General features: G+C 57.6%; 18 protein-coding genes and 1 pseudogene. 8 read left to right on the plus strand and 11 right to left on the minus strand.

Going from position 1 to position 18,307, the window contains the following annotated elements; translation table 11 throughout:
• The first annotated feature begins 215 nt into the window (after positions 1-215).
• The 3 genes from BTHE68_RS36275 to BTHE68_RS36285 all read left to right on the plus strand — a co-directional run bounded on the left by BTHE68_RS36275 (position 216) and on the right by BTHE68_RS36285 (position 4,606).
• The gene (locus BTHE68_RS36275) at positions 216-512 is read left to right on the plus strand and encodes a hypothetical protein (protein ID WP_162071131.1); all 297 of its coding nucleotides are present in this window, start codon (positions 216-218) and stop codon (positions 510-512) included.
• 2,114 nt (positions 513-2,626) lie between these two features.
• Positions 2,627-3,097 (plus strand): hypothetical protein, encoded by a 471-nt coding sequence (locus BTHE68_RS36280; RefSeq protein WP_197919779.1) that lies wholly within the window; start codon positions 2,627-2,629, stop codon positions 3,095-3,097.
• Between the two features lie 222 nt (positions 3,098-3,319).
• Positions 3,320-4,606 carry a hypothetical protein gene (locus tag BTHE68_RS36285; protein ID WP_162071132.1) on the plus strand — a complete coding sequence of 429 codons (1,287 nt, stop codon included), beginning with the start codon at positions 3,320-3,322 and terminating at the stop codon, positions 4,604-4,606.
• A 502-nt stretch (positions 4,607-5,108) separates the two neighbouring features.
• Here BTHE68_RS36285 and BTHE68_RS36290 read toward each other — a convergent pair.
• Positions 5,109-5,270: a hypothetical protein gene (locus BTHE68_RS36290; RefSeq protein ID WP_160147514.1), complete on the minus strand. Its 162-nt coding sequence runs from the start codon at positions 5,268-5,270 to the stop codon at positions 5,109-5,111.
• Between the two features lie 204 nt (positions 5,271-5,474).
• Between BTHE68_RS36290 and BTHE68_RS36295 the strand changes: the two genes are divergently transcribed.
• Positions 5,475-5,717 carry a hypothetical protein gene (locus BTHE68_RS36295; RefSeq protein ID WP_162071133.1) on the plus strand — a complete coding sequence of 81 codons (243 nt, stop codon included), beginning with the start codon at positions 5,475-5,477 and terminating at the stop codon, positions 5,715-5,717.
• Positions 5,718-5,904: 187 nt separating this feature from the next.
• Here BTHE68_RS36295 and BTHE68_RS36300 read toward each other — a convergent pair whose 3' ends face one another.
• On the minus strand, positions 5,905-6,891 hold the full coding sequence (locus BTHE68_RS36300; RefSeq protein ID WP_232078382.1) for a hypothetical protein: 987 nt from the start codon (positions 6,889-6,891) through the stop codon (positions 5,905-5,907).
• A 36-nt stretch (positions 6,892-6,927) separates the two neighbouring features.
• The gene (locus BTHE68_RS36305; RefSeq protein WP_162071134.1) at positions 6,928-7,371 is read right to left on the minus strand and encodes an SET domain-containing protein; all 444 of its coding nucleotides are present in this window, start codon (positions 7,369-7,371) and stop codon (positions 6,928-6,930) included.
• 44 nt (positions 7,372-7,415) lie between these two features.
• Here BTHE68_RS36305 and BTHE68_RS36310 point away from each other — a divergent pair, with 44 nt between their 5' ends.
• Positions 7,416-7,667 (plus strand): hypothetical protein, encoded by a 252-nt coding sequence (locus BTHE68_RS36310; protein WP_232078385.1) that lies wholly within the window; start codon positions 7,416-7,418, stop codon positions 7,665-7,667.
• 79 nt (positions 7,668-7,746) lie between these two features.
• On the opposite strand, the gene BTHE68_RS36315 is transcribed toward BTHE68_RS36310, so the two are convergent.
• The 3 genes from BTHE68_RS36315 to BTHE68_RS36325 form a co-directional block, all read right to left on the minus strand.
• Positions 7,747-8,025 (minus strand): HU family DNA-binding protein, encoded by a 279-nt coding sequence (locus tag BTHE68_RS36315; RefSeq protein WP_162071135.1) that lies wholly within the window; start codon positions 8,023-8,025, stop codon positions 7,747-7,749.
• 72 nt (positions 8,026-8,097) lie between these two features.
• Positions 8,098-8,373 (minus strand): YlcI/YnfO family protein, encoded by a 276-nt coding sequence (locus tag BTHE68_RS36320; RefSeq protein WP_162071136.1) that lies wholly within the window; start codon positions 8,371-8,373, stop codon positions 8,098-8,100.
• Positions 8,374-8,459: 86 nt separating this feature from the next.
• Positions 8,460-9,488, minus strand: a complete 1,029-nt coding sequence (locus BTHE68_RS36325) for a DNA-binding protein (protein WP_162071137.1) — start codon at positions 9,486-9,488, stop codon at positions 8,460-8,462.
• A 191-nt stretch (positions 9,489-9,679) separates the two neighbouring features.
• On the opposite strand from BTHE68_RS36325, the gene BTHE68_RS36330 reads away from it, so the two are divergent.
• The 3 genes from BTHE68_RS36330 (at position 9,680) to BTHE68_RS36340 (ending at position 11,762) form a co-directional block, all read left to right on the plus strand.
• Entirely contained in the window at positions 9,680-10,846 is a 1,167-nt protein-coding gene (locus BTHE68_RS36330; RefSeq protein ID WP_162071182.1) for a tyrosine-type recombinase/integrase, read from the plus strand.
• Positions 10,847-10,952: 106 nt separating this feature from the next.
• Positions 10,953-11,222 (plus strand): DUF1488 family protein, encoded by a 270-nt coding sequence (locus tag BTHE68_RS36335; protein WP_162071138.1) that lies wholly within the window; start codon positions 10,953-10,955, stop codon positions 11,220-11,222.
• Between the two features lie 297 nt (positions 11,223-11,519).
• Positions 11,520-11,762, plus strand: coding sequence for a hypothetical protein (locus BTHE68_RS36340; protein WP_162071139.1), 243 nt, complete (start codon positions 11,520-11,522; stop codon positions 11,760-11,762).
• Positions 11,763-12,687: 925 nt separating this feature from the next.
• Here BTHE68_RS36340 and BTHE68_RS36345 read toward each other — a convergent pair.
• From BTHE68_RS36345 to BTHE68_RS36365, 5 genes and pseudogenes are all read right to left on the minus strand, one after another.
• A complete protein-coding gene (locus tag BTHE68_RS36345) occupies positions 12,688-13,572 on the minus strand; it encodes a plasmid partitioning protein RepB C-terminal domain-containing protein (protein ID WP_162071140.1) in 885 nt (294 codons plus the stop codon).
• The gene (locus BTHE68_RS36350) at positions 13,569-14,468 is read right to left on the minus strand and encodes a plasmid partitioning protein RepB C-terminal domain-containing protein (protein WP_162071141.1); all 900 of its coding nucleotides are present in this window, start codon (positions 14,466-14,468) and stop codon (positions 13,569-13,571) included. The genes BTHE68_RS36345 and BTHE68_RS36350 overlap by 4 nt, the downstream gene beginning before the upstream one ends.
• Positions 14,465-16,027: a recombinase family protein gene (locus tag BTHE68_RS36355; RefSeq protein WP_162071183.1), complete on the minus strand. Its 1,563-nt coding sequence runs from the start codon at positions 16,025-16,027 to the stop codon at positions 14,465-14,467. The genes BTHE68_RS36350 and BTHE68_RS36355 overlap by 4 nt, the downstream gene beginning before the upstream one ends.
• 769 nt (positions 16,028-16,796) lie before the next feature.
• Positions 16,797-16,919: pseudogene (locus tag BTHE68_RS37120) on the minus strand (acetyl-CoA C-acyltransferase); the annotation flags it as partial.
• A gap of 73 nt (positions 16,920-16,992) precedes the next feature.
• Complete coding sequence (locus BTHE68_RS36365; RefSeq protein WP_162071142.1) at positions 16,993-18,261, minus strand: MFS transporter; 1,269 nt, start codon at positions 18,259-18,261, stop codon at positions 16,993-16,995.
• Between the last annotated feature and the right edge of the window lie 46 nt (positions 18,262-18,307).

Raw genomic sequence — 18,307 nt, forward strand, 5'->3', positions numbered from 1 at the left:
AAGAGAATTGACGCGAAAACGCCGTCCGCGGCGTGATGCCGTTTCGTTGATGTTCTGGGTGAGCCGACGAATGTTCGGCTGAAGATGTGCCGCGTGCAGGTCAGCCTGGGGAGGCAGAAGAATCCACTCCGGCTGAATGACTTCGCACCCCAGGCAATGGACCACAATGGCGCGACGAACTCGAAACACTTATTGAGCCTAACGAGCCGTTCTTCATGGTCTTCGAAGAAAGCGAGTTTTCAGAAGACCAGAGCGACACTAGGCTACGCGCGGTTTGGCTCAAGGCGAACAAAGCGCGACTGGCCAGAGTTTGCCTGTGCATTGTCACCATCGAATCCGACGCGATGACGCGAGAAGAGCAACTCGCGCAGTCGGCAGGGCTTGTAAAGGCGTTCGGCATCCCTCGACGCTTTGTTGCCGACGCGGTCGAAGCAGGGAAGGGGGCGGTCAATCGCGGTGAATACATTGAACAGAGTTCAAGTCTTCGAGCGCTGTCTAACTACCCCCGGTGATGTGCTGCGAGAGTAGCCGCGTATGTGGTAGAGACAGGCCGTACTACGAGCATCGCCGCCCCGTCCGTTTTCGTACTCAGATGGGTGCTGGGATCGGGCAGGACCATTGCGACCGGCCCGGCCGCCGGCGAAGCGTACCGGAACGCTGACGCAGGTTTGCAACACTGCCGTCATCGCTCGTCATCGCTCGGCACTGTCGCGATCGTCGAGGACACTCAAGCGCCACGGTATGGCCTGGTCAACCAGTAATACAAGTTTGGTCCGACCGTTGCAACCCTGAAACTCCTCGTTCAGCAATGCCGCTGCTTCGTCATTGTCGACCGCGGCCGCGCTATGATCTGCGTTCAATGTTCTGAGGCAGTACTGGATCTGCAGCTGATTGGGGCAGAAAACGCATCTATCGAGATAAATATCAGTTTCTTAACCGTTGCGTTCGCTCGCAAAACTGCAAAACTCGTAGCCAAGCAAATGAAGCGATGTCCTTTCTGGGATGTCCTGATGTCGTCTGCGTAGCGTGTGTAGGCCTCCCGGTGACGACGGTGGTTGTGGGTCGCCCGACTTCGCCCGACGACAACGTCGAGCCAAAATCCGACAGTCGTCGACGAACATCCCTTTTTGTTCGTCAGATCACCTGCCAAAGCGTCTCAAGTCTTGCGCTTCCACTGCCGTTATGCCGACATCGCTCCGTCCTCGTTGGCTTGCGGCCACCACCCCCGCGCGCGACGTATAAAATCGAGAAAATAATAGAATGCGCTACAACATATGCGATACATGCGGAGCCGAAGTAAGCGCTATGGCCTCTGTATGCAAACGGTGCCAGACCGCTCTGCCGCCGAATGCCCCTCCGGCGGAAGCATCGGGAGAAATTTCGATGTCCTCGCCTCGAAGCTTCTGCCGGCAGATCATGCTCGCGTCAAGCATTGGCATCATCGGCGCGATCGTTGTTGGCGGGGTTCTCGCAACCGCACCGCGCGACGAAAGTCGAATGCAGCGCAGAGCGGACGCGACTTCGGCAAGTGGTCGTGTGCTTCCGGCTGACCAGACCGAACGCCTATCTTCGACAAGTGCATCAAAGTGAAATCGGACCACGACAACGAAGGCCTACGCCCACCTTGTCGGGGATCGATGATAGCAAGCAGACGTTCCCACGGTATCGGCTGTGTATCCATTTTTCGCCGCGCCATCAAGCTGCCCTCGCAACTCGACGTGGGAGTATCGGCGCCGCCACTGTTCGTTCGCGTGCGCAATCCTTGATGCAACGTTCAATAGCAGATAGCCGGGCGAGCTGAACGGGGAGCAAGATGTAGTGAACTCGCAGATGATGTATGCGTGTCATCCAATACGCTGAAGCGATTGGCAATTGATGTGCTGCTGACGCTCTTACCGCGCCTACTACCTTTTCCAAGTGCGCCAGCTCGCCATCCGCGTCGCGTGACGCTCTTTTGGGGCCTGCACCGGTGCTGGATGCCGATGTCGCAAGGGGACCCCGCTTTGCCACGATTGACTTCATATTCTGCCTTTCTTCGACTGATCCACACCAGCCTAGCTGTGGCTCATTGAAGTCAAGGACAGCATTGAGATTGCGACTCGTCGGATACGAGCCAACGACCGCGTTCGCAAAGAGTAAATCGTGCCCGACCTGCGAAATGCGCCAACGGTCTGTTCAACAACAGATAGGCCATGGCGAGGGCGGTCATCCGGGCACTCCCTAGCTCGACCGAGTACTGCCACCCTCTCGCTCACCGCAGGTCATTTCTTCAGGGATACGGCTCAATTGCCGCGAGTTCCTGCTGTTCGGCATCCTGTCGTTACAAAAGGAGGGGAGCGACGTAGGTGTCACAGTGTCCGAGGGGCTCCTCCGCGGCTTCGGGGAGATTTGCTGCGCAGATCAGGACGCGTCATTGATCGCCACTCGAGTTAGTGGGCGCCCTAACCTTGCAGACCAGTTCGGCCGCCAACGAGGCGCGCACCACAATATCGATTCTCCTGACTTGTTATTATTTTTCCGGTTCCGTTGGACGCAGACCTCTTTCGTTCCTTCTTGCTGTATGCCTTCTCGCCGCTCACGCTCACAACCTTCTCGATCGCTGGCCCGCAAGCCCTTCAGCAAAGGGATGTTGCTGCCCTTGCCATCGTCAGCGGCACAGACCGTTGCGTTGTCGAATCATTTGACCTTCGCGGCATGTCGTGCCGGCGCTGGATCGGCGTTTCTGTTCAATGAACTTATTTACATGCTCTACGTGACGTTCTTTGTGCAGGATGCAGGGTATGGCGAGACGGACTTACTCGTTTATGGGCGCGCCGAAGCGGCTTTGGAGCGCGGCCTGCAGCGCGCTGAAGCGGAGCGGGTATGGACGCTCGAAACCGCAGATTGGCCGTTGTTCGAAGCGGTGCTGCAGGAGGCAGATCGCCAACTCGCCGGCGCGCCGCGGTATGCGCATATTGCTGCGCGCGAGAGACTCAAGCGCTTCGCCGCGAGTGGCCGCGCCTCGCCGCTACCTTCAGACGCTTCCGGCACTGACGCGCACAAGCGTTCTCCAACGTCAATCGCGCGAGTCCATCCCTCCGGTTATGACGCGAAGTGAAGAAGGAGGCCTCGCAATCTGACATGACGGACGTGACGCACGAGTGGGTCGGCGACGCGAGGTCTTGAAAGGTTTGTTCGTATATCTAATCTGCCTTTTCCCTCCGCGATTGAAAGCGAAACGTGGCCAGGCTAACGCAATAGTAGACGGAACAAGCACAAGACCGCCTCGTCTATAATTCACAGATCTATCGTCTCAAACAATGGGCAAGGAGCCGACTTCATGAGTCAAGCGCGCGGGCGATACTCGGGATCTCGAGACAGCGGCCAGCGTCAACCGCGCCACGTAACGAAAGCGTTATCTAACCGACAGGGCCAACGTTACTTGAAGGGGGCTCCGACGCGAGACCCCAGCGCGACCGCATCCATTTTCAAAACGCGATCGTTTCAGTTTTTGGTCGACGCGGTGGGTGCGGAGAACATTGCTTTAGGACTTGATTCAAACCTGACGCGAGTGGCCGAACTCATGAAGGGAGAGCGATTCACACCCGAGACGGCTTTTCATATGGAAACCACGCTTGGGCTACCGCACGGCTTCTTCGATCAGTCTCATCCTGTGCTCGCACCCGAGACAATTGCTCGGTTGCAATCACCGTTAGACTTTGCTCAGACCGGCGTCCAAGCAGAAGACGACCCTGAAGCGTTCGAACAAAGTCCCGCCCTGCAAGTCATTCAAACACCAGTTTTCAAAGATCGCTCGCCCGAGGAATCGGAAATGCCCAAGAAAGCAAGTGGCGGATCGCCATCGACCGCCAAAAATAGAAGAAATGTGAAGTCTGAGCAGCCTGGCGTTAGCGCCTCGTCGAAAGGCGGAACGGCCAAAGTGGAGACGTCTGCCAAAACGAGCCGGCAGCAATCGCTGGCCTTGAATGAACCCGCAGCCATTCAGGAGATTCGTCGTGCAAATCTCCACGTTCTAACCGCCCGCAATGGGTCAAAAGCGAAGCTCGGCGTGCTCATGGCACTCACTGGCTCCAACATGGCCCACCGACTGCATGGCAAGAAACGCATGGACGATGCTGAAGCGAATCGTTTCACGGAACGCCTCGGTTTGCCAGGTGGTTGGCTGGATACTTCTCGCTCGGAAGCAGAGATTCCAGAATCTGTGTCCCGCCTGCTGGAGCCTGCCTCACGGAAAAAGACGTCTGTTTCTCGGCATCAACCGAGCACCCACCCCGATGGCTCGCCGATTTCCGAACGTGTCTCCCCTGATGTGGAACCGCTTTTCGTCAGCGAAGATCATGCGGGCACCTCCTCTGAGCTAGCCGATGGCCCAGTTCGAGAGAGCTACGCCTCGGTGCCCGCGATAATCGAGCAGGCTCCGGTAGCGCCCGTGCCGCAGCTTCACGCGACGCCACACCCAATAACTTCCACGACAAGCCTGGAAAAACTTGACGGTATCCAACCCATTGCGGAGGCGCTAATCAAGACACTTGCAGGCAAAGCACGCACTGGTCGATTAGACGAGTTGAAAGCGCTTGAGCTCTTGCAGCAAGCAGTGTTGTTGTGAAGCAAGCGACGACGTAAAACTCGCTTCGAATAGCTTAACTAGGCGCGCGACTAGAGAGCCGATCCAGACATTAGGGAAGTTCATCCGGAACCCTTTCCGAGTTGCGTGCTGCGCTGATCTCGTCGGTGCTCCGGACCCCGGCGCGCGGCACGCTGCAACGTCGGGTCCGCATACAATCTGTTGTCAGGGTTCGATCTCAATTTAATTCGACCATAGCAGGCGCGACGATCGACTGCGAGAGTGCGTCTCGTCACGCTGAGGCGGAGTCGCCATTCGCGACGGAGGCCGTGGAAACGCATCAGCACGCAACTGCAAACCCTTCGACTTTCGTCCCTGAGTCAGGTGATCGAGCCCATCGATCGCGGCGCTCAAGAAATTCAGCGACCTACCGATAAACGGGCAATGGATGCCAAAGCTAAATTTCCTACGAGTTCCAGCGAGCTGCGATCGACGCACACCGAACTTGCGCATCTGCGCAACATGAGTTTTTTCCGTTCGCGCTTCAATTCAGGAGCATCAACGCCCGCCTTGCCTCTGCCAATTCCTTGGTGTATTTTTCCCGCGCTAATGCGTTGACCGCAGTCGCCAAGCGCACTTCCAGCTGTTGCACCTTCTTAAGCAGTTCGGTACGCCGCGCGTCAGCGGCCCGCTTCTCTTTTGACATACGACAATTCGTCCCTTTTCCCAAATTTATAGTGGCGCGTCGCGCAGTGGGCAAACCAGTTCATTTCAACAAGAGCAGAATCGAAAACCTGAGCGAACTCTCGACTTCGGCCACCGTGTGTTTCACAGACTCTCGCCCCCCTCCGGCGGACGGCGATCATACGCTTTTCCGTTGTTTTCGATCATGCGAGCCGATAAACGGGCAATGGAAGCCAAAGCTAATTTTCCTACAAGTTCCAGCGAATTGCGATCCACGGACACCGAACTTGCGCATCTACGCAACATGATTGCGATGGCCGTCCGGCATCGTGAGGCCGCTTTCCCGCTTAACTATCGGCGCGTTCGCGTGACGTCGATTCTGGCGACGAGCCATCTGCTGCCCGCCCAACTGCGCGTCGCCTCGGCCCTTCTCGCTCAGATCGACTCGGTCACGACGACACGCCCCTGATCGATTCGTTGAAGCAGCGCCGCCAAGGTTCTGGAAAACGGTGCGCTGTACCGACTTCAACTGGTTCACTTGATATCGAGCAGGCCGCACCATCATTGGCGGCATCATCTCGGCGCGCGTTTGTGTTCCGGTTCAACAAAACGTCCGCAGCAACCGTTCGGACGTAAAGCCAGCAGCGCACGCTCAATCATCGATGCCGCGCTCTCCGTGTCGCCATGTACACGTCAAACAGGCCCGCGTGCAGGCGGCTGAGTTCTTGACGAAGAGCGATCAGTTCGAACTGGTCACCTTCATGTTCCCGACGCAGGATCTCCCCGAGCAACGCGGTCGCACGCGATGCTGGTAGGTCACGCTGCACGCGCGCCTCGCCGAGCCTGCCCGCAAGCGCCGGTTTGATCACCAGCAGCCACGCCGGGAACCACGCATAGTCTTCGATCTCACCTGTGCCAGGAAACGCGGCATCGAAGCGTCGGCGCAGCGCGTCGACTGAGGCGTCCTCCAGCACGACGAGTAATGTGGTGAGCTTTGCCGGCGCCAACCACGCCAACTCAGCGAGTAGCGGCCACGCCGCGTCTATTCCGACCGCCCGATACCGCGCCTCGGTCATCCAGGCGAGTGGTGACGGGATGCGCCACCAGGACTCAATCGTTTCGATCGCATCGCTTGCCGCGTGATATTCGCTTGCCCGAAGCCATAGGGGTGCCGCGTGACTGTCTGGGTCGGTGCCTCGATACGCCAGCGTTGAGGCGCGCTGGGCAAGCGCGCGCCAGCACGGTGCCAACCACGATTGAGCGTTCTGCTCGGACAGGATCTGTTGGGCAGCCGGTACGACCTCCCCTTCCAAGTGACGGCAGATCGTGTCCAACTCAGCATGATCGGTCACGGGAAGCGTCGATACGTTCTCGAGTTCGCCGACGAGCACGGTCATCGCAGGTAGGGCGTTGTCGCTCGGATACTCGCGGGCAAGCAGCGTCAGTGCCGTTCGTGCGACGGCCGCGTTGCGACATTGCAACTGATCCACCACGTCATTGCGCAAGGCTACGTCACGGCTGTCGGCGAAAATGTCGAGTTGCTGCATCGTCGTCACGCTCAAGAAAGATTCATGCGAGGGCGCGTTTAGGCTAATCGATTTCACCGCGTCGAGGAAGCTGTCATTCCACGTTTCAGTGGTCATTCTCACACCACCACATGGTGCCGTAGTAACCGATCCTTACCGACGGGCCTCCAGCATGGTTCCTCGACAACGACGCGCGCCACAGCGGCATGCGTATATCCGCTTCAGCGCGGCTGTTCTGCGCCCTTCTACATCCAACTGGTAGTCAATGAAGAGTTCTGTTCCCTCTTTGATCGCGCGGGTTGCGTGGATGAAGATACGATCCCCTTGCTGCTCCGCTTCGCAGTTAGGGGCGCAACTGTGATTGATCCAGCGGGCCGAGTTTCCACCTCGGGCGCCGTCGATCATGCGACCGCCGTCGAGATTGAAGAAGAACGTATGGCCGTCCTCCGCCGTCGACCGCTCGACCCGGCGCTGCGCTTCCTTTATCGTGATGATCTCACCCTTGTACTCGATGATCGGATCGCCGCAGGCAATGTTGATGAGCGCGAAAACGCCTCGACCATGTATCCGCGAGGTTCGAACTGCAATGCGACGCATGGTGTGTTCCCACAGAGTTGAGGCGGCGAAACGTCCGCGGCTGCGTGACGACAGGCATAATCGCACATCAACTCGCGTTCGTTCGTCAAGATATGCCCGCTCCAACTCGTCGCACGAAACTTAAGCGCAAGCCGGCGCGCGGTACCTTGGTGCGTTACCAGGATCGCATTGCCGAGGTGATGGGTGAAGCGCGCGGGCAACGCGTGATGATCCGTTCGATTCACCCTGACGGAAAAGAGCGTCGCACGGCGGTGAAATGGGTCAACCTCGTGCCCCTCGAGACTCAGCTTTTCTGACCGGGTGTCACTGGATCGGCGAGAGGCAGTAGACAACTGGGTCGTCTGCCGCCAAGCGCGCATCCGGTCCTCGCTGTGTTCAAGCCTGATTGACGGCATCCTTGAATGCCTTGCCCGCCGTGAACTTGACCGTTTTCGCGGCCGCGATCTCGATCGCTTCGCCCGTCGCGGGATTTCGACCCGTCCGTGCTGCCCGCTCGCCACTTCCGAACGTACCAAAGCCAACAAGTTGAACCGCGTTGCCTGCCGCCACTTCCTTCGAGATGGTGTTCAAGACCGCATTGATCGCCTCTTCCGCGGCGCTCTTGCTTGTACCCGACTCGGAAGCAACAGCGTCGATCAGTTCCTGCTTGTTCATTGAATGCCTTCCTCTCTAGTGAAATTGAACGCGATCTTTGCGATCGGTTTTGAAGACTGGCCACCGCTACGGCTACGAGGTTGCGCCGGTCGCATCCAGGTCGAACAGATCCGAGGTGGTGCTGTGTGCGCTGAGCAGTTCGGGCAAGCCACCGTTTCGAACCTTGGCCAACGTGTCCGGCGACAGCCAGATTTCTTCCATCGCGTCGATGCCTTCCTCAATCAGCCGCTGCAAGAAGAACGACTGCTTGCGCCCCGTTGCCTCTGCCAGCACCCGCAAGCGCTGTTCGATGACCGGGTCGATGCGCACCGCCACGACCCTCAATATGTTCTCTGCTGATCTTCTCATCTGTTCGCTCCTTTTGGGCCGTCAGCGCGACTGCAACGCCAACTGGCCGTGGACCGCGCCGCGCCGCAGCGCCATCCGATCATTGTCTACGGGCGACCTTTCACTCTCGCCGTTTTGACTGCCGCTGCCTTTCGGGCGGCTCGCCTGGCGGGCGGACTAGCTTCGGCGGTGGGCACACGTCGCGTGGGCGGCCGCGTCGTTGTGCGCAACGACTTCAGTTGTTCTTGAAGTGACTTCTGTGCCGATTCGAGCGCGGCGAGCTTGCCCTGAAGCACCCCGGTTTGATGGCGAGCGTCGCCTTGTTGCTCCTGCAGCGCTTCGACGGTGCGACGAAGCTCGGCCTCTCGCTTGTCTGCCCGCTTGGCCGCCTCGGCCAATTCTTTCTGAGCCTTTGCCGCGGCGCTGCGTTCCCGATCGATTTCCAACAGCGCCCGCTTTTCCGATGCGCGTAAGCGTTCCTCGGCACGGCTGGCGGTCTCACGGAGCTTATCCAGATCACGCGAGAACGTGTCGCGTAGCTTTTCCAGTTCGCGCTCACGCGCGACCGCCTCTTCGCCGAGACGCTTGATCTGCGCATCGAGCGCTTTACGCGTCGCGGCCTCTTGCGCCTGCTGCCGCTCCAGCTCGCGAATCGCGACCTGCGCCGTTAGCAATGCCGCCGTGCGCTGCTCCAGCGCGGTTTCCGTCCGACCCAGTTCTTCCCGTGCGGCGACGACTTTCTGCTCGGCCTCGGCACGCTGCGCTTCGACGTCATCGCGTAGCGACGTCAGTTCGACCTGCGCCGAAGCTGCCGCCCGCGCCCACAGAACGCCGATCAGCTCGCCCGCTGCTTCGCTCAGATCCTTCGGCAAGTCCGGATGCTCGATGCGCACCCGGCTTTTCTCTCGCAACTCCGCCCAGAACTCGCTCAACACGGAAGCCGGCGTGCTCATGGTGCCGCGTCGGACCAGGTTGTAGAGACGATTGGCGGTCGGCGCGACGCCAAAGCGGAAGAACAGCAGCGCGCATACCTCGCGATAGAGCTCGCGCGTCTTGGGGAATTCGACCTTGAGGCGCTCGATATCGGCCGCGAGGCGGGTCTCGTCGGACGGGATTGCAGGATGAGCGTCGGACATGGGTCACGTGGGCGGAAACCAGCATCCATAATACAACGTATTTCAATCTAAACCTAACGAACATTGCGACTGGATTTGACATTATGCTTATAATGTCGAGTAAAATAGTTTAAAGTCGCTTATCAAATCGCTCGAACTTGAAACCCGCCCTGCCGCCGCGCTCCCTCGCGCTTCAGCCTGCGCCACTGGAGATGCTCGTCATTCCGTCGGAATTGGACGGCAGCACGGGTTTAAATCGTGCCGTCACGGGTCGCGCACAAATCGCCGCGACCAACGATCTTGATGCGATCCGTGCATGGCTGTCGCGCTTCACGGACACCAGGACCACCTTCGAGAACTACCGCAAGGAAGCCGAGCGGCTCTTGCTCTGGTCCGTCGTGGTGCTGAACAAACCGCTCTCTTCGCTGACGCACGAGGACTGCCTGCGCTATCAACACTTCCTGTCCAATCCCCAACCGGCGGCAACTTGGGTCGCGGGCGGCGGGCGCAAACACGCCCGCTCCGATGCGCGCTGGCGGCCGTTCTACGGCCCACTGTCGCCCACGAGTCAGCGTCAGGCGGTCGTGATTCTGAATGCGTTATTTTCATGGTTGGTGCAGGCGGGCTATCTGGCGGGCAATCCGCTCTCGCTGTCCCGACAGCGCGCCCGCCACGCGGCCCCGCGCATCACACGCTATTTGGAGCCGAGTGTCTGGCAGGAGGTCAAGGACACCATCGCCGCGATGCCGCGAGAAACCGAGCGCGAGATCGCACACGCCTACCGCGTGCGGTGGCTTTTTACCCTGCTCTATCTTGGCGGGCTGCGGATCGCCGAGGTCGGCACCAACGTGATGGGGCAGTTCTTTGTTCGGCGCGATGTTGACGGCGCGATGCGATGGTGGCTCACTGTGCATGGCAAAGGCGGCAAGGAACGGTTGGTTCCGGCCACGCGGGAGATGATGACGGAACTCTCGCGGTACCGACAACACCTTGGCTTGAGCGCGCTTCCCTCCCCGAAGGAAGACACGCCGCTCGTCTTGCCGATCGGCGCCACTGCAGCCAACCACGGCACCGAAACCTGTTCGCCGTTGACTCGAGCCGCCTTGCACGCGACCGTCAAAGCAGTGTTCGCAGGCGCAGCGGCAAGACTTCGCGAGCACGACCCATCCTCGGGCGCACGCGCTGACCTGCTTGAAAAAGCCTCCGCTCACTGGCTGCGGCACAGCGCGGGCTCGCACATGGCGGATCAGCAAGTCGATCTGCGACTTGTGCGTGACAACCTCGGACACGCGTCGCTGACAACGACAAGCCTCTACCTCCACGTCGATGACGACCGACGCCATCGGGAAACTGACGAGAAGCATCGCATTGACTGGTGACCGACCTTGGAAGCACGACGGTGCCGTAAGGCATCGAGCGACTCGTTTCCCAAATCGTGCGACGGCATGCCAAAATCGCTTGACCGTGCAACACGATGAACTTGCCATGGAAGCACTTGACCTTGAAGCACAGATTTCACCTAGCCGACGCGGCGTGACCTTCGTCCTGGCGGGAAAGAACGGCGTGGTCGAATGCATGATCGCGCGCGCCGCGCTGGAGGCCTTTTTCTGGCTCCCGACCCATGCGGACGATGCCAAAATGCTGAAGACTTTTCACGACGGTGCCAACCGCATCCACGCCGTCGCTCACCGCAAGTTGCTTGCGCACCCGGCAGCGCGCATGGAACTGACAACAGCCGACTTCTCCCGCAGCTGAACATGAGTCCTATCTCGATTACGCTGGTGGCATGTGTTGCTGGCGCAGCTGTAGAGGTCGCTCGCAGGGCGGACGATTAGTTGCAAAATTGCTCGATCTCGCGGTCGTTCCTTTATCGGACATTCTTAGAATCAATCGGGAGGTTGCCGAGCGACGCTCCGTACCTTACTTTTCAGGTGGGTGTGCATTGCCCGTCCAGTTGGGCGGACGTTCTCTTTCTTGTCGCGGCTCGATCGCGTCGCCAAGCCGGATTCTTCGCGGCGCGCAAGATTGCCTATATCTTTCGGGATTCACAACATGAGCAACCAGGTTCCCAAAGTGATGGCGCATGCACCGGGCTCACCGGGACAATTCAGCGAACTCGCCGCACAAGTCAGAGAGGCAACGGGCGCCGCCTGCGTAGCTCTGATAGTCGTCGACGCCGCCGGAAATGGTGGCTACAGCATCGCCGGCCCGCTCGAAGCTCAACTCAGCATTCCGCACACGCTCGAAGAAGTCGCTCTCCAACTGCGCTCGCAACTTGCGAGCTCCATCCAGTAGCACGCGCTCCACGATCGCAGCCGAACACATTGCTGCTTACTCACAGCGTCCCAAGGGGCGAAATCGACCCACTGCCGCCGTTCGCCTATCGGACGCCTCGTTGGCCGTCATCGTCAGCGGAGCGGACGTTCGAAAACACGATGCACCGATGCTTCAATACGAGATCCGTACCCGTCAAAGTCCGTTAGCCAGGAGCGCATCCAATGCGATCACGAAGTTGGGGTCAGCCTGCAACGAGATTCGCGTCGTACGCGAGCGCTTGTCCAGGCGAAGGTTCGGCCCCCTTCCTCGACGCTGACAAATCAACCCGCATTCGCATCGACGTTTCGACCGACGATTTCCTGGAGCACAGGCTCGCGGGCGTCTGCCTTGAAGCGCGCGTGCTCGTCCGTGAAACGCTGCATTTCGACCTCGATCGTAGATGGTATCTGCGGAATGGCGTAACCTCCCTACTAACGTGGCGAAGCGAGCGCGTCTGCTGAATCCTCACGCGGCGAATCTAAACTTTAGTTCTTGTACGATGGTTTATGCGCGAATCCAATGTTCAAATTAACATCGACGACATGCGGGTCCATTGCGTCTGCTATCTTGTTTGTGCAACGCTAGTGTCGTACGAGTTGACTCAATCATGGTCACTTTCTCACTTAGTCGAATCTACGCGCCTGTGGCACACACGATCGAAAACGTCCTTTGACTGGATGACGCGCGTTCAGCTTGGCCAACTCGCGTTGAAACTTTGCAGAGAACACGTCAAACAAAAGCGTCGCTGCCCCCAAGTCGAAAGTGTTTTCACCGAGACACTTGCGCTGGATTTGACGAGTGTCGACGTGATCGAATTGTGGGCACGCTGTCGTGACGCGCTCAGACCGCAAAAGTCGTGATGCGGGCACCCATAAAGACTCTTGACTGTACCGTTTGCGGACACTCATGATTGCTCAAGCGATACCGACTCTAGGATCAGCTCGAATTCCTTCACTAAGTCGGGATGATGAGCTAGGAGATACCGCATTATCTCCTCGTTCTCGAGCAATTTCGATAGGTAACCGCGAGCCAGCACTAGGTTTAATACGTCCTGACCGAAACTCTGCTCTGCGAGCTTATACCTGCTCTGCAGATTGCTCATCTCGCGCTCCATTTTTGCGATCTGCTCTTGGCTTGCGACGACGCGGCGAGGACGCCGCTTGCCTTCGACTAGCCGATCGGTCGGAGTTGCGGCCAACAGGGCTTCCGCATAGGCAGCGGTAATGTTGTTCGCCGCCAGCATGAGCTCAATGCATTCCACCTGCCGCGTTGGCTTCATTCTCCGAATCACCCGAGAAAGGCTTGGAGAAAATTGTTGATCCTTGAGAAGATCGATCGCTTCGGGACAGATTCCGTCCAACAGAGTCGCCTTACTGATAATGTGAGAGAGATTGACGCCAAGCGCCTTAGCTAAGCGCTCGGGCGACGCACCTTTTTCCATTGCTCGTCGAATCATGTAATGCTCTTGTAGGGCCGATAATCGATTCACCCGATTGTTGTAGGTGTAACCTTCGTCGTCGGTTGACACAAGGCAGGCCGCATGTGATATACGAAGTATTCGTAGCGCCAAGAGTCGCAGATGTCCGTCCAAAAGGACGAAACCACCGAGATGCTTGTCCTCGGGCAACACGGATAATGGCTCAATGAGTCCAACCTCCTGGATTGATGAGACAATCTGCTTGAACTTCCGTGAGCCTGTTAGTCCCGCAGTAGGCTGCCTCGACGGTAGGACCGAATCTAGCGGAACACTAATCGGCTCTGGGATGAACCCCAACTGAATTCGGCTCATGCTGCGCTCCCCGACCATACCCGGTCTGCCAAATATTTGGGTAAAGAGCTGATCGCTTCAGCGCGTAGCAAATTCACGAAATTCTCGTCGGCGAACAGTTGACGCAGCGCTCCGACAATGAAAAGAAGACGCTGTTGCGTAAAGTCTGCCTTTCGGACGAGCGCCTTCTGCCTTTTGGCCTCGTTTTGGTACGTTCTGACAAGTCCGCTCGCGGTCAGCGTAGACCTCTTACCTGCGGGTTTGTGAATGATCGACCGACCAAGTAATTGCCGTTTTTCGATCACGTGCCGAGCTCGGACTAGTTGCCTTCCTCGAAGTTGCCCGTTCTCATATGCTTCTTGGAGCGCGCTTTGGACAGCGCTATCGTCGTCACCCGCGCGAACAATCGACAACGCAGCATTCAGCGGGATCGCTCCACTCTCGACCGATACAAGGAGACGCTCCTCGCCGTACTTGAGCAATGTCAGAATTCCTTGGATGTACGATGCAGTTAATCCCGTTTTTTCGGAGATTGCTTTTGCTCCATATCCTCTTTCAGCCAATTGTCGGATACCGAAAAGAAGTTCAAGTGGACGGTATTGACGACGCGCGATGTTTTCGGCAAGACTCATGATCAGGGCGTCCTCATCGTCGACATCGATCACTAGAGCGGGAATCTCGCGTTCTCCCAAAGACTTGAACGCGGTCAAGCGTCCCTCCCCACAAACGAGGATGAAGCGTTCAGTGCCGTCCGATGCTATTCGCGAAGTAACTACTATCGGTTTCTTGAGCCCAATCGCCTGAATGTTCCCGACGATCTCCTCAAATATCCGACTGTTACGGTCACGGTGATTGATTATCTCGATGCGCTCGATCGGGACGGTTCGGACTACGAGTGGGTTTGCGCATGTATTCATGCTACCCTCCGAAGGCGCGCGCGTTCAGCCATGCGATAAAGGTAGTCAAGTGTGTCAAAGCGATAAGTTTCGAGCTCGACGGAGTTGCGTTCGGACAGTTGAATGTCACGTTGTCCAAAGTCGACTCGCGGCAACAGATAATAGTCGTACGGTAAATCGTTCCCGTCTTTCATTCTTATGGCAACAGTTATGTCGGGAAGCAAGCTTGCATCAAATCGAACTTTCCACCTCCGTTTTCCCAAACCCACATGATGACAACGTGCCAAGACGATTGAAACTGTGAACTCTCGATTGATGAACAGCACATCCGTGGCAGGATCTCGTACCGTCTCGCCGCCAATCTCGGCGATCAATCGCTCTGTATTATTTACGATCTCCGGATGCAGTCTACGAAGAAGTCGGTTTATCTCGACATACTGATAGTCTCGATCCGGCGTGAATCCTACGGCTTGATACGCTCTAACCAAACTGCCAAAGCGGTATGAGTAAACAGAAGATGAAGGCATCCCCTCGGTTTCGTCAATCACAATTCCAGAAAGAAAGCCGCGTGATTGATAGAGCTCCCGCAGACGTTCCAGCAATTCCTCGCTAGAGTATCGATGCGCACGTGCTCGCATGATCCCTTGGGCCGTATAGAATATGTCTGGCGACAAGACCGGCTTAAACGCTCCGTCTTTCCTGATCCACATTTCGGGCGGATTCGCCACTCTTAGCTTCTTGAGCTTGAACGAAACCCTGTTGTAGATGTTGTTGCCGATGTACTTTTCATTGGTGAGGACCTCATGTACCGTCGCCCTGCTCCATATACGATCGAGGTCGGTCCGAACGTTCATCGAGTTCAATCTCGCCGCGATTTGGGCGTCGGATAGCGATTCCTCGATGAACCACTGGTAGATCAAGCGAACGATTCCCGTCTCGCTCTCTGGGCCTGGCATCAAGACTACACGATCGGTTTGCAAGCTCTTACGTTCTCCGCGTCCAAGTGCCGACTTGATCAGCCCACTCTGGTCCAGAAGAACTCTTCGTAGGCCGAAGCCGGCGGGGCCCCCTTGTCGGAAGCCAAGCTCAATCAATCGACATTGACCGGCGAACACTTTCGTTGACAACTCCCGGCTGTACTCTCCGGCCATGGCCCGTTTGACACCTTTGACGATGGTCGACACAGGAGATCCGTCGTTCTCAAATTGTTCAGCACAGTAGACCACGTTGATGCCAGCGCGCCTGCACACGTACTCGTAATAGGCACTCTCATCTGCATCTTGAAATCGTCCCCAGCGGCTGACGTCATATACCAGTATTACTTGGAAGTCGACAGTGCGTGCTTCGACGTCATGGATGAGCCGCTGAAGTGCTGCGCGCCCATCTAACCTCAGGCCGCTCTTTCCCTCGTCTGCATAGGTCGCAACGATCCTGAGACGATGCTGATCGGCGTAGTCTCGAATCTTTGATCGCTGGTTCTCTGTGGAATACTGTTGGTGTTCGGTCGACATGCGAACATACTCGGCAGCTCTCGTATGGGAGCCGCCTTCGCACACCGTTGGTTCGGTATCGCCTGCCATTTTTGCCACCAATCCGATGACCCGCTTCATGCGTACCGTAGAACTCGTCCGAGCGAACCGCCAATCGACGCCCTACGGAGCGGAGCGCTTCGCGACGGAACCAGAGTAGCAGCGCGTAACGTTAGGCGGCACGAGTCATCTATTTACAAACTTTCCGCGCGAATCCCCTCCGTGGATTTCAGCACCGTGAGGTGAACGATCCACGCGTTCATCTTTGCGTGCAACGAGCTAGATACGGCCGTCAATATGTAGGTACCCGATTGCAGGTAAGAGTCGAGCGGCCAGACGTCCATCTTTGCAGCGGCACGTCGATGTGATGTCCGCATCTTCTGTTGCTCACGGTTGCGAGCGACATATACCGGATGATTTTCCCGATACAGTCTCCAATAATCGGGGTTTCGCGCTCGCCAATCTGCACTGGCTCGAAGCTGGTTTTCCCGGTAGTCGCCGTCAGACTGCATCCGCTCTTTCTGCCAGAGCCTTCGTCGCGTGAGCTGACATTCGTGATTGGAGCAGTACCGCTGATTTGGAGATTGCGGCCGTACCTTGAATCGTCTTTTGCAATTCCCGCAGCGGCGGAAGACATCCATTTTTCGCTCCCAGGGTCAGATTCACGGGCGTCGACTCGGGTCGTTGAGGTGGTTACGCGTTTAGCGGCGGGACGGGGATTGCTGCCCCAGTTCCCGACGGATTACGGACTGGCAAAGTTCGAAACCATGAAACTCCGTCTGTTTTGAGATCTTCCCCGCGCGCAGTTACCCCGAGATCCGCGTCCGACCCCAGCGCGTACGGCAGAGGATGCGAGAGTCGGCCCTGGCTTGATGTTGAATTCACCGCGATGAGCCTTGGTAATCGGAGTGCGTGCGGTGGCGACAATGACGGCCTCGCGCATTCTAAGTTCCCTTAACGCCTCAGATTTGGCGGGGCGTTCCAGCAAAGATGCAACGCCCGCGCCTTGTGGGGATTTACTTGCTCGCGACGGCGACCGTGCTCAATGACTCGTTCGCGTGACTCCCCGGCTTTGCATAGCGGCCGAGGCTCAAGAGGAGAGCTCCCGCGACGAGCAGAAGCACGGGGGCAATCTGCATCGGAAGCACATAGGACTTGGCGGCGTCAAAGTAATGCCCTGTCGCCATGGGACCGAAAACCGCACCAAGCGAATACCCCGAGAAGACAATCCCATAGAACAGTCCGAATTTTTCCATCCCCAGATAGGCACGGGTCAAATAGGAAAGAAGGTCACCTTCCGCACCAATGGCAAGCCCGACTAGAACCGACGCCAACAAAGCTCCCTGATAAGATTCGATCTGCCGAAGCAAGATGAAGCCGATTGCACCGAAAGCGAAATAAAGACAGGCAACGAACGGTGCGTGAATGCGATCGACGAGAAGGCCGGACGTGAGTCGACCAATCAAAATCCCAAGCCCGACCAGCGATGCACATCGTGCCGCGTCGGAAGCCGGAATTCCACGATCCATCAGAAGCGCAGGCAGATGAGGAACCAAGGACAAAACCGCAGTCGAGGCGCAAAGAGCGCCGGCCCAAATCAAGAACACCTTCAGCTTGCGATGCCGTACCGGACCGACGCCTGCCATCGAGGCACTGGTTGCTGCGTGTCTCTGCAGTTTGCGTTGAAGGCCGGGCTTCTCGCGCAGCAACAGAAATGCGACCGCCGCTCCGCCGAGAGAAATTACGGCGAGCACCTGATAGGCGTGGCGCCAACCGATGTGAGCGATCAACCACGCTGACAGCGCAGGCATGACAACCGTTCCGATGCCAAATCCAACCATCGCAATCCCGATCGCGAGCCCGAGCCGTCGGTCGAACCATTGCGGGAGTATCGCGAGATAGCCAAGCACGGACGTAGCCGCCCCAGTCATACCGATCACGAGAGATAGCGCGATCCAGCTGGCCGTATTTCCAGTCTGGAACGCCATGCACGACATCGCGATCGTGAAGACAATCGCAGATGAGAACACGACCTTCCTGACTCCAAAGCGGTCCATCAGTACGCCCACCAGCGGACTCACTAGAGCAAGGCCAAGCATCGACGCAGAATATGACTGGGCAGCCTGAGCACGTCCCCAATGAAAATCGCGCACTATCGATGGGATGAACACGCCGTTGGTCGCAATGAATATTGCTGCAAACCCGACCGCCATTCCCAGAGCAGCTCCGGCGACGTTTCGGGCGTACGTACTTTTTGACCTGCTCGCGTCTTCTGCGGCTTCCATGCCTGTCTCCTTGAGTTCTGTATATGACTAGATGCGTTGCTGCCTT

This window comes from Burkholderia sp. THE68 (assembly GCF_009938265.1).
Lineage (GTDB): Bacteria > Pseudomonadota > Gammaproteobacteria > Burkholderiales > Burkholderiaceae > Caballeronia.

What these genes read in the sequence shown, in the direction of transcription:
- BTHE68_RS36275 (WP_162071131.1), top strand. Translation starts at nt 216, where the DNA reads ATGGTCTTCGAAGAAAGCGAGTTTTCAGAAGACCAGAGCGACACTAGG.
- BTHE68_RS36280 (WP_197919779.1), top strand. Translation starts at nt 2,627, where the DNA reads ATGTTGCTGCCCTTGCCATCGTCAGCGGCACAGACCGTTGCGTTGTCG.
- BTHE68_RS36285 (WP_162071132.1), top strand. Translation starts at nt 3,320, where the DNA reads ATGAGTCAAGCGCGCGGGCGATACTCGGGATCTCGAGACAGCGGCCAG.
- BTHE68_RS36290 (WP_160147514.1), bottom strand. Translation starts at nt 5,270, where the DNA reads ATGTCAAAAGAGAAGCGGGCCGCTGACGCGCGGCGTACCGAACTGCTT.
- BTHE68_RS36295 (WP_162071133.1), top strand. Translation starts at nt 5,475, where the DNA reads ATGGAAGCCAAAGCTAATTTTCCTACAAGTTCCAGCGAATTGCGATCC.
- BTHE68_RS36300 (WP_232078382.1), bottom strand. Translation starts at nt 6,891, where the DNA reads ATGACCACTGAAACGTGGAATGACAGCTTCCTCGACGCGGTGAAATCG.
- BTHE68_RS36305 (WP_162071134.1), bottom strand. Translation starts at nt 7,371, where the DNA reads ATGCGTCGCATTGCAGTTCGAACCTCGCGGATACATGGTCGAGGCGTT.
- BTHE68_RS36315 (WP_162071135.1), bottom strand. Translation starts at nt 8,025, where the DNA reads ATGAACAAGCAGGAACTGATCGACGCTGTTGCTTCCGAGTCGGGTACA.
- BTHE68_RS36320 (WP_162071136.1), bottom strand. Translation starts at nt 8,373, where the DNA reads ATGAGAAGATCAGCAGAGAACATATTGAGGGTCGTGGCGGTGCGCATC.
- BTHE68_RS36325 (WP_162071137.1), bottom strand. Translation starts at nt 9,488, where the DNA reads ATGTCCGACGCTCATCCTGCAATCCCGTCCGACGAGACCCGCCTCGCG.
- BTHE68_RS36330 (WP_162071182.1), top strand. Translation starts at nt 9,680, where the DNA reads ATGCTCGTCATTCCGTCGGAATTGGACGGCAGCACGGGTTTAAATCGT.
- BTHE68_RS36335 (WP_162071138.1), top strand. Translation starts at nt 10,953, where the DNA reads ATGGAAGCACTTGACCTTGAAGCACAGATTTCACCTAGCCGACGCGGC.
- BTHE68_RS36340 (WP_162071139.1), top strand. Translation starts at nt 11,520, where the DNA reads ATGAGCAACCAGGTTCCCAAAGTGATGGCGCATGCACCGGGCTCACCG.
- BTHE68_RS36345 (WP_162071140.1), bottom strand. Translation starts at nt 13,572, where the DNA reads ATGAGCCGAATTCAGTTGGGGTTCATCCCAGAGCCGATTAGTGTTCCG.
- BTHE68_RS36350 (WP_162071141.1), bottom strand. Translation starts at nt 14,468, where the DNA reads ATGAATACATGCGCAAACCCACTCGTAGTCCGAACCGTCCCGATCGAG.
- BTHE68_RS36355 (WP_162071183.1), bottom strand. Translation starts at nt 16,027, where the DNA reads ATGGCAGGCGATACCGAACCAACGGTGTGCGAAGGCGGCTCCCATACG.
- BTHE68_RS36365 (WP_162071142.1), bottom strand. Translation starts at nt 18,261, where the DNA reads ATGGAAGCCGCAGAAGACGCGAGCAGGTCAAAAAGTACGTACGCCCGA.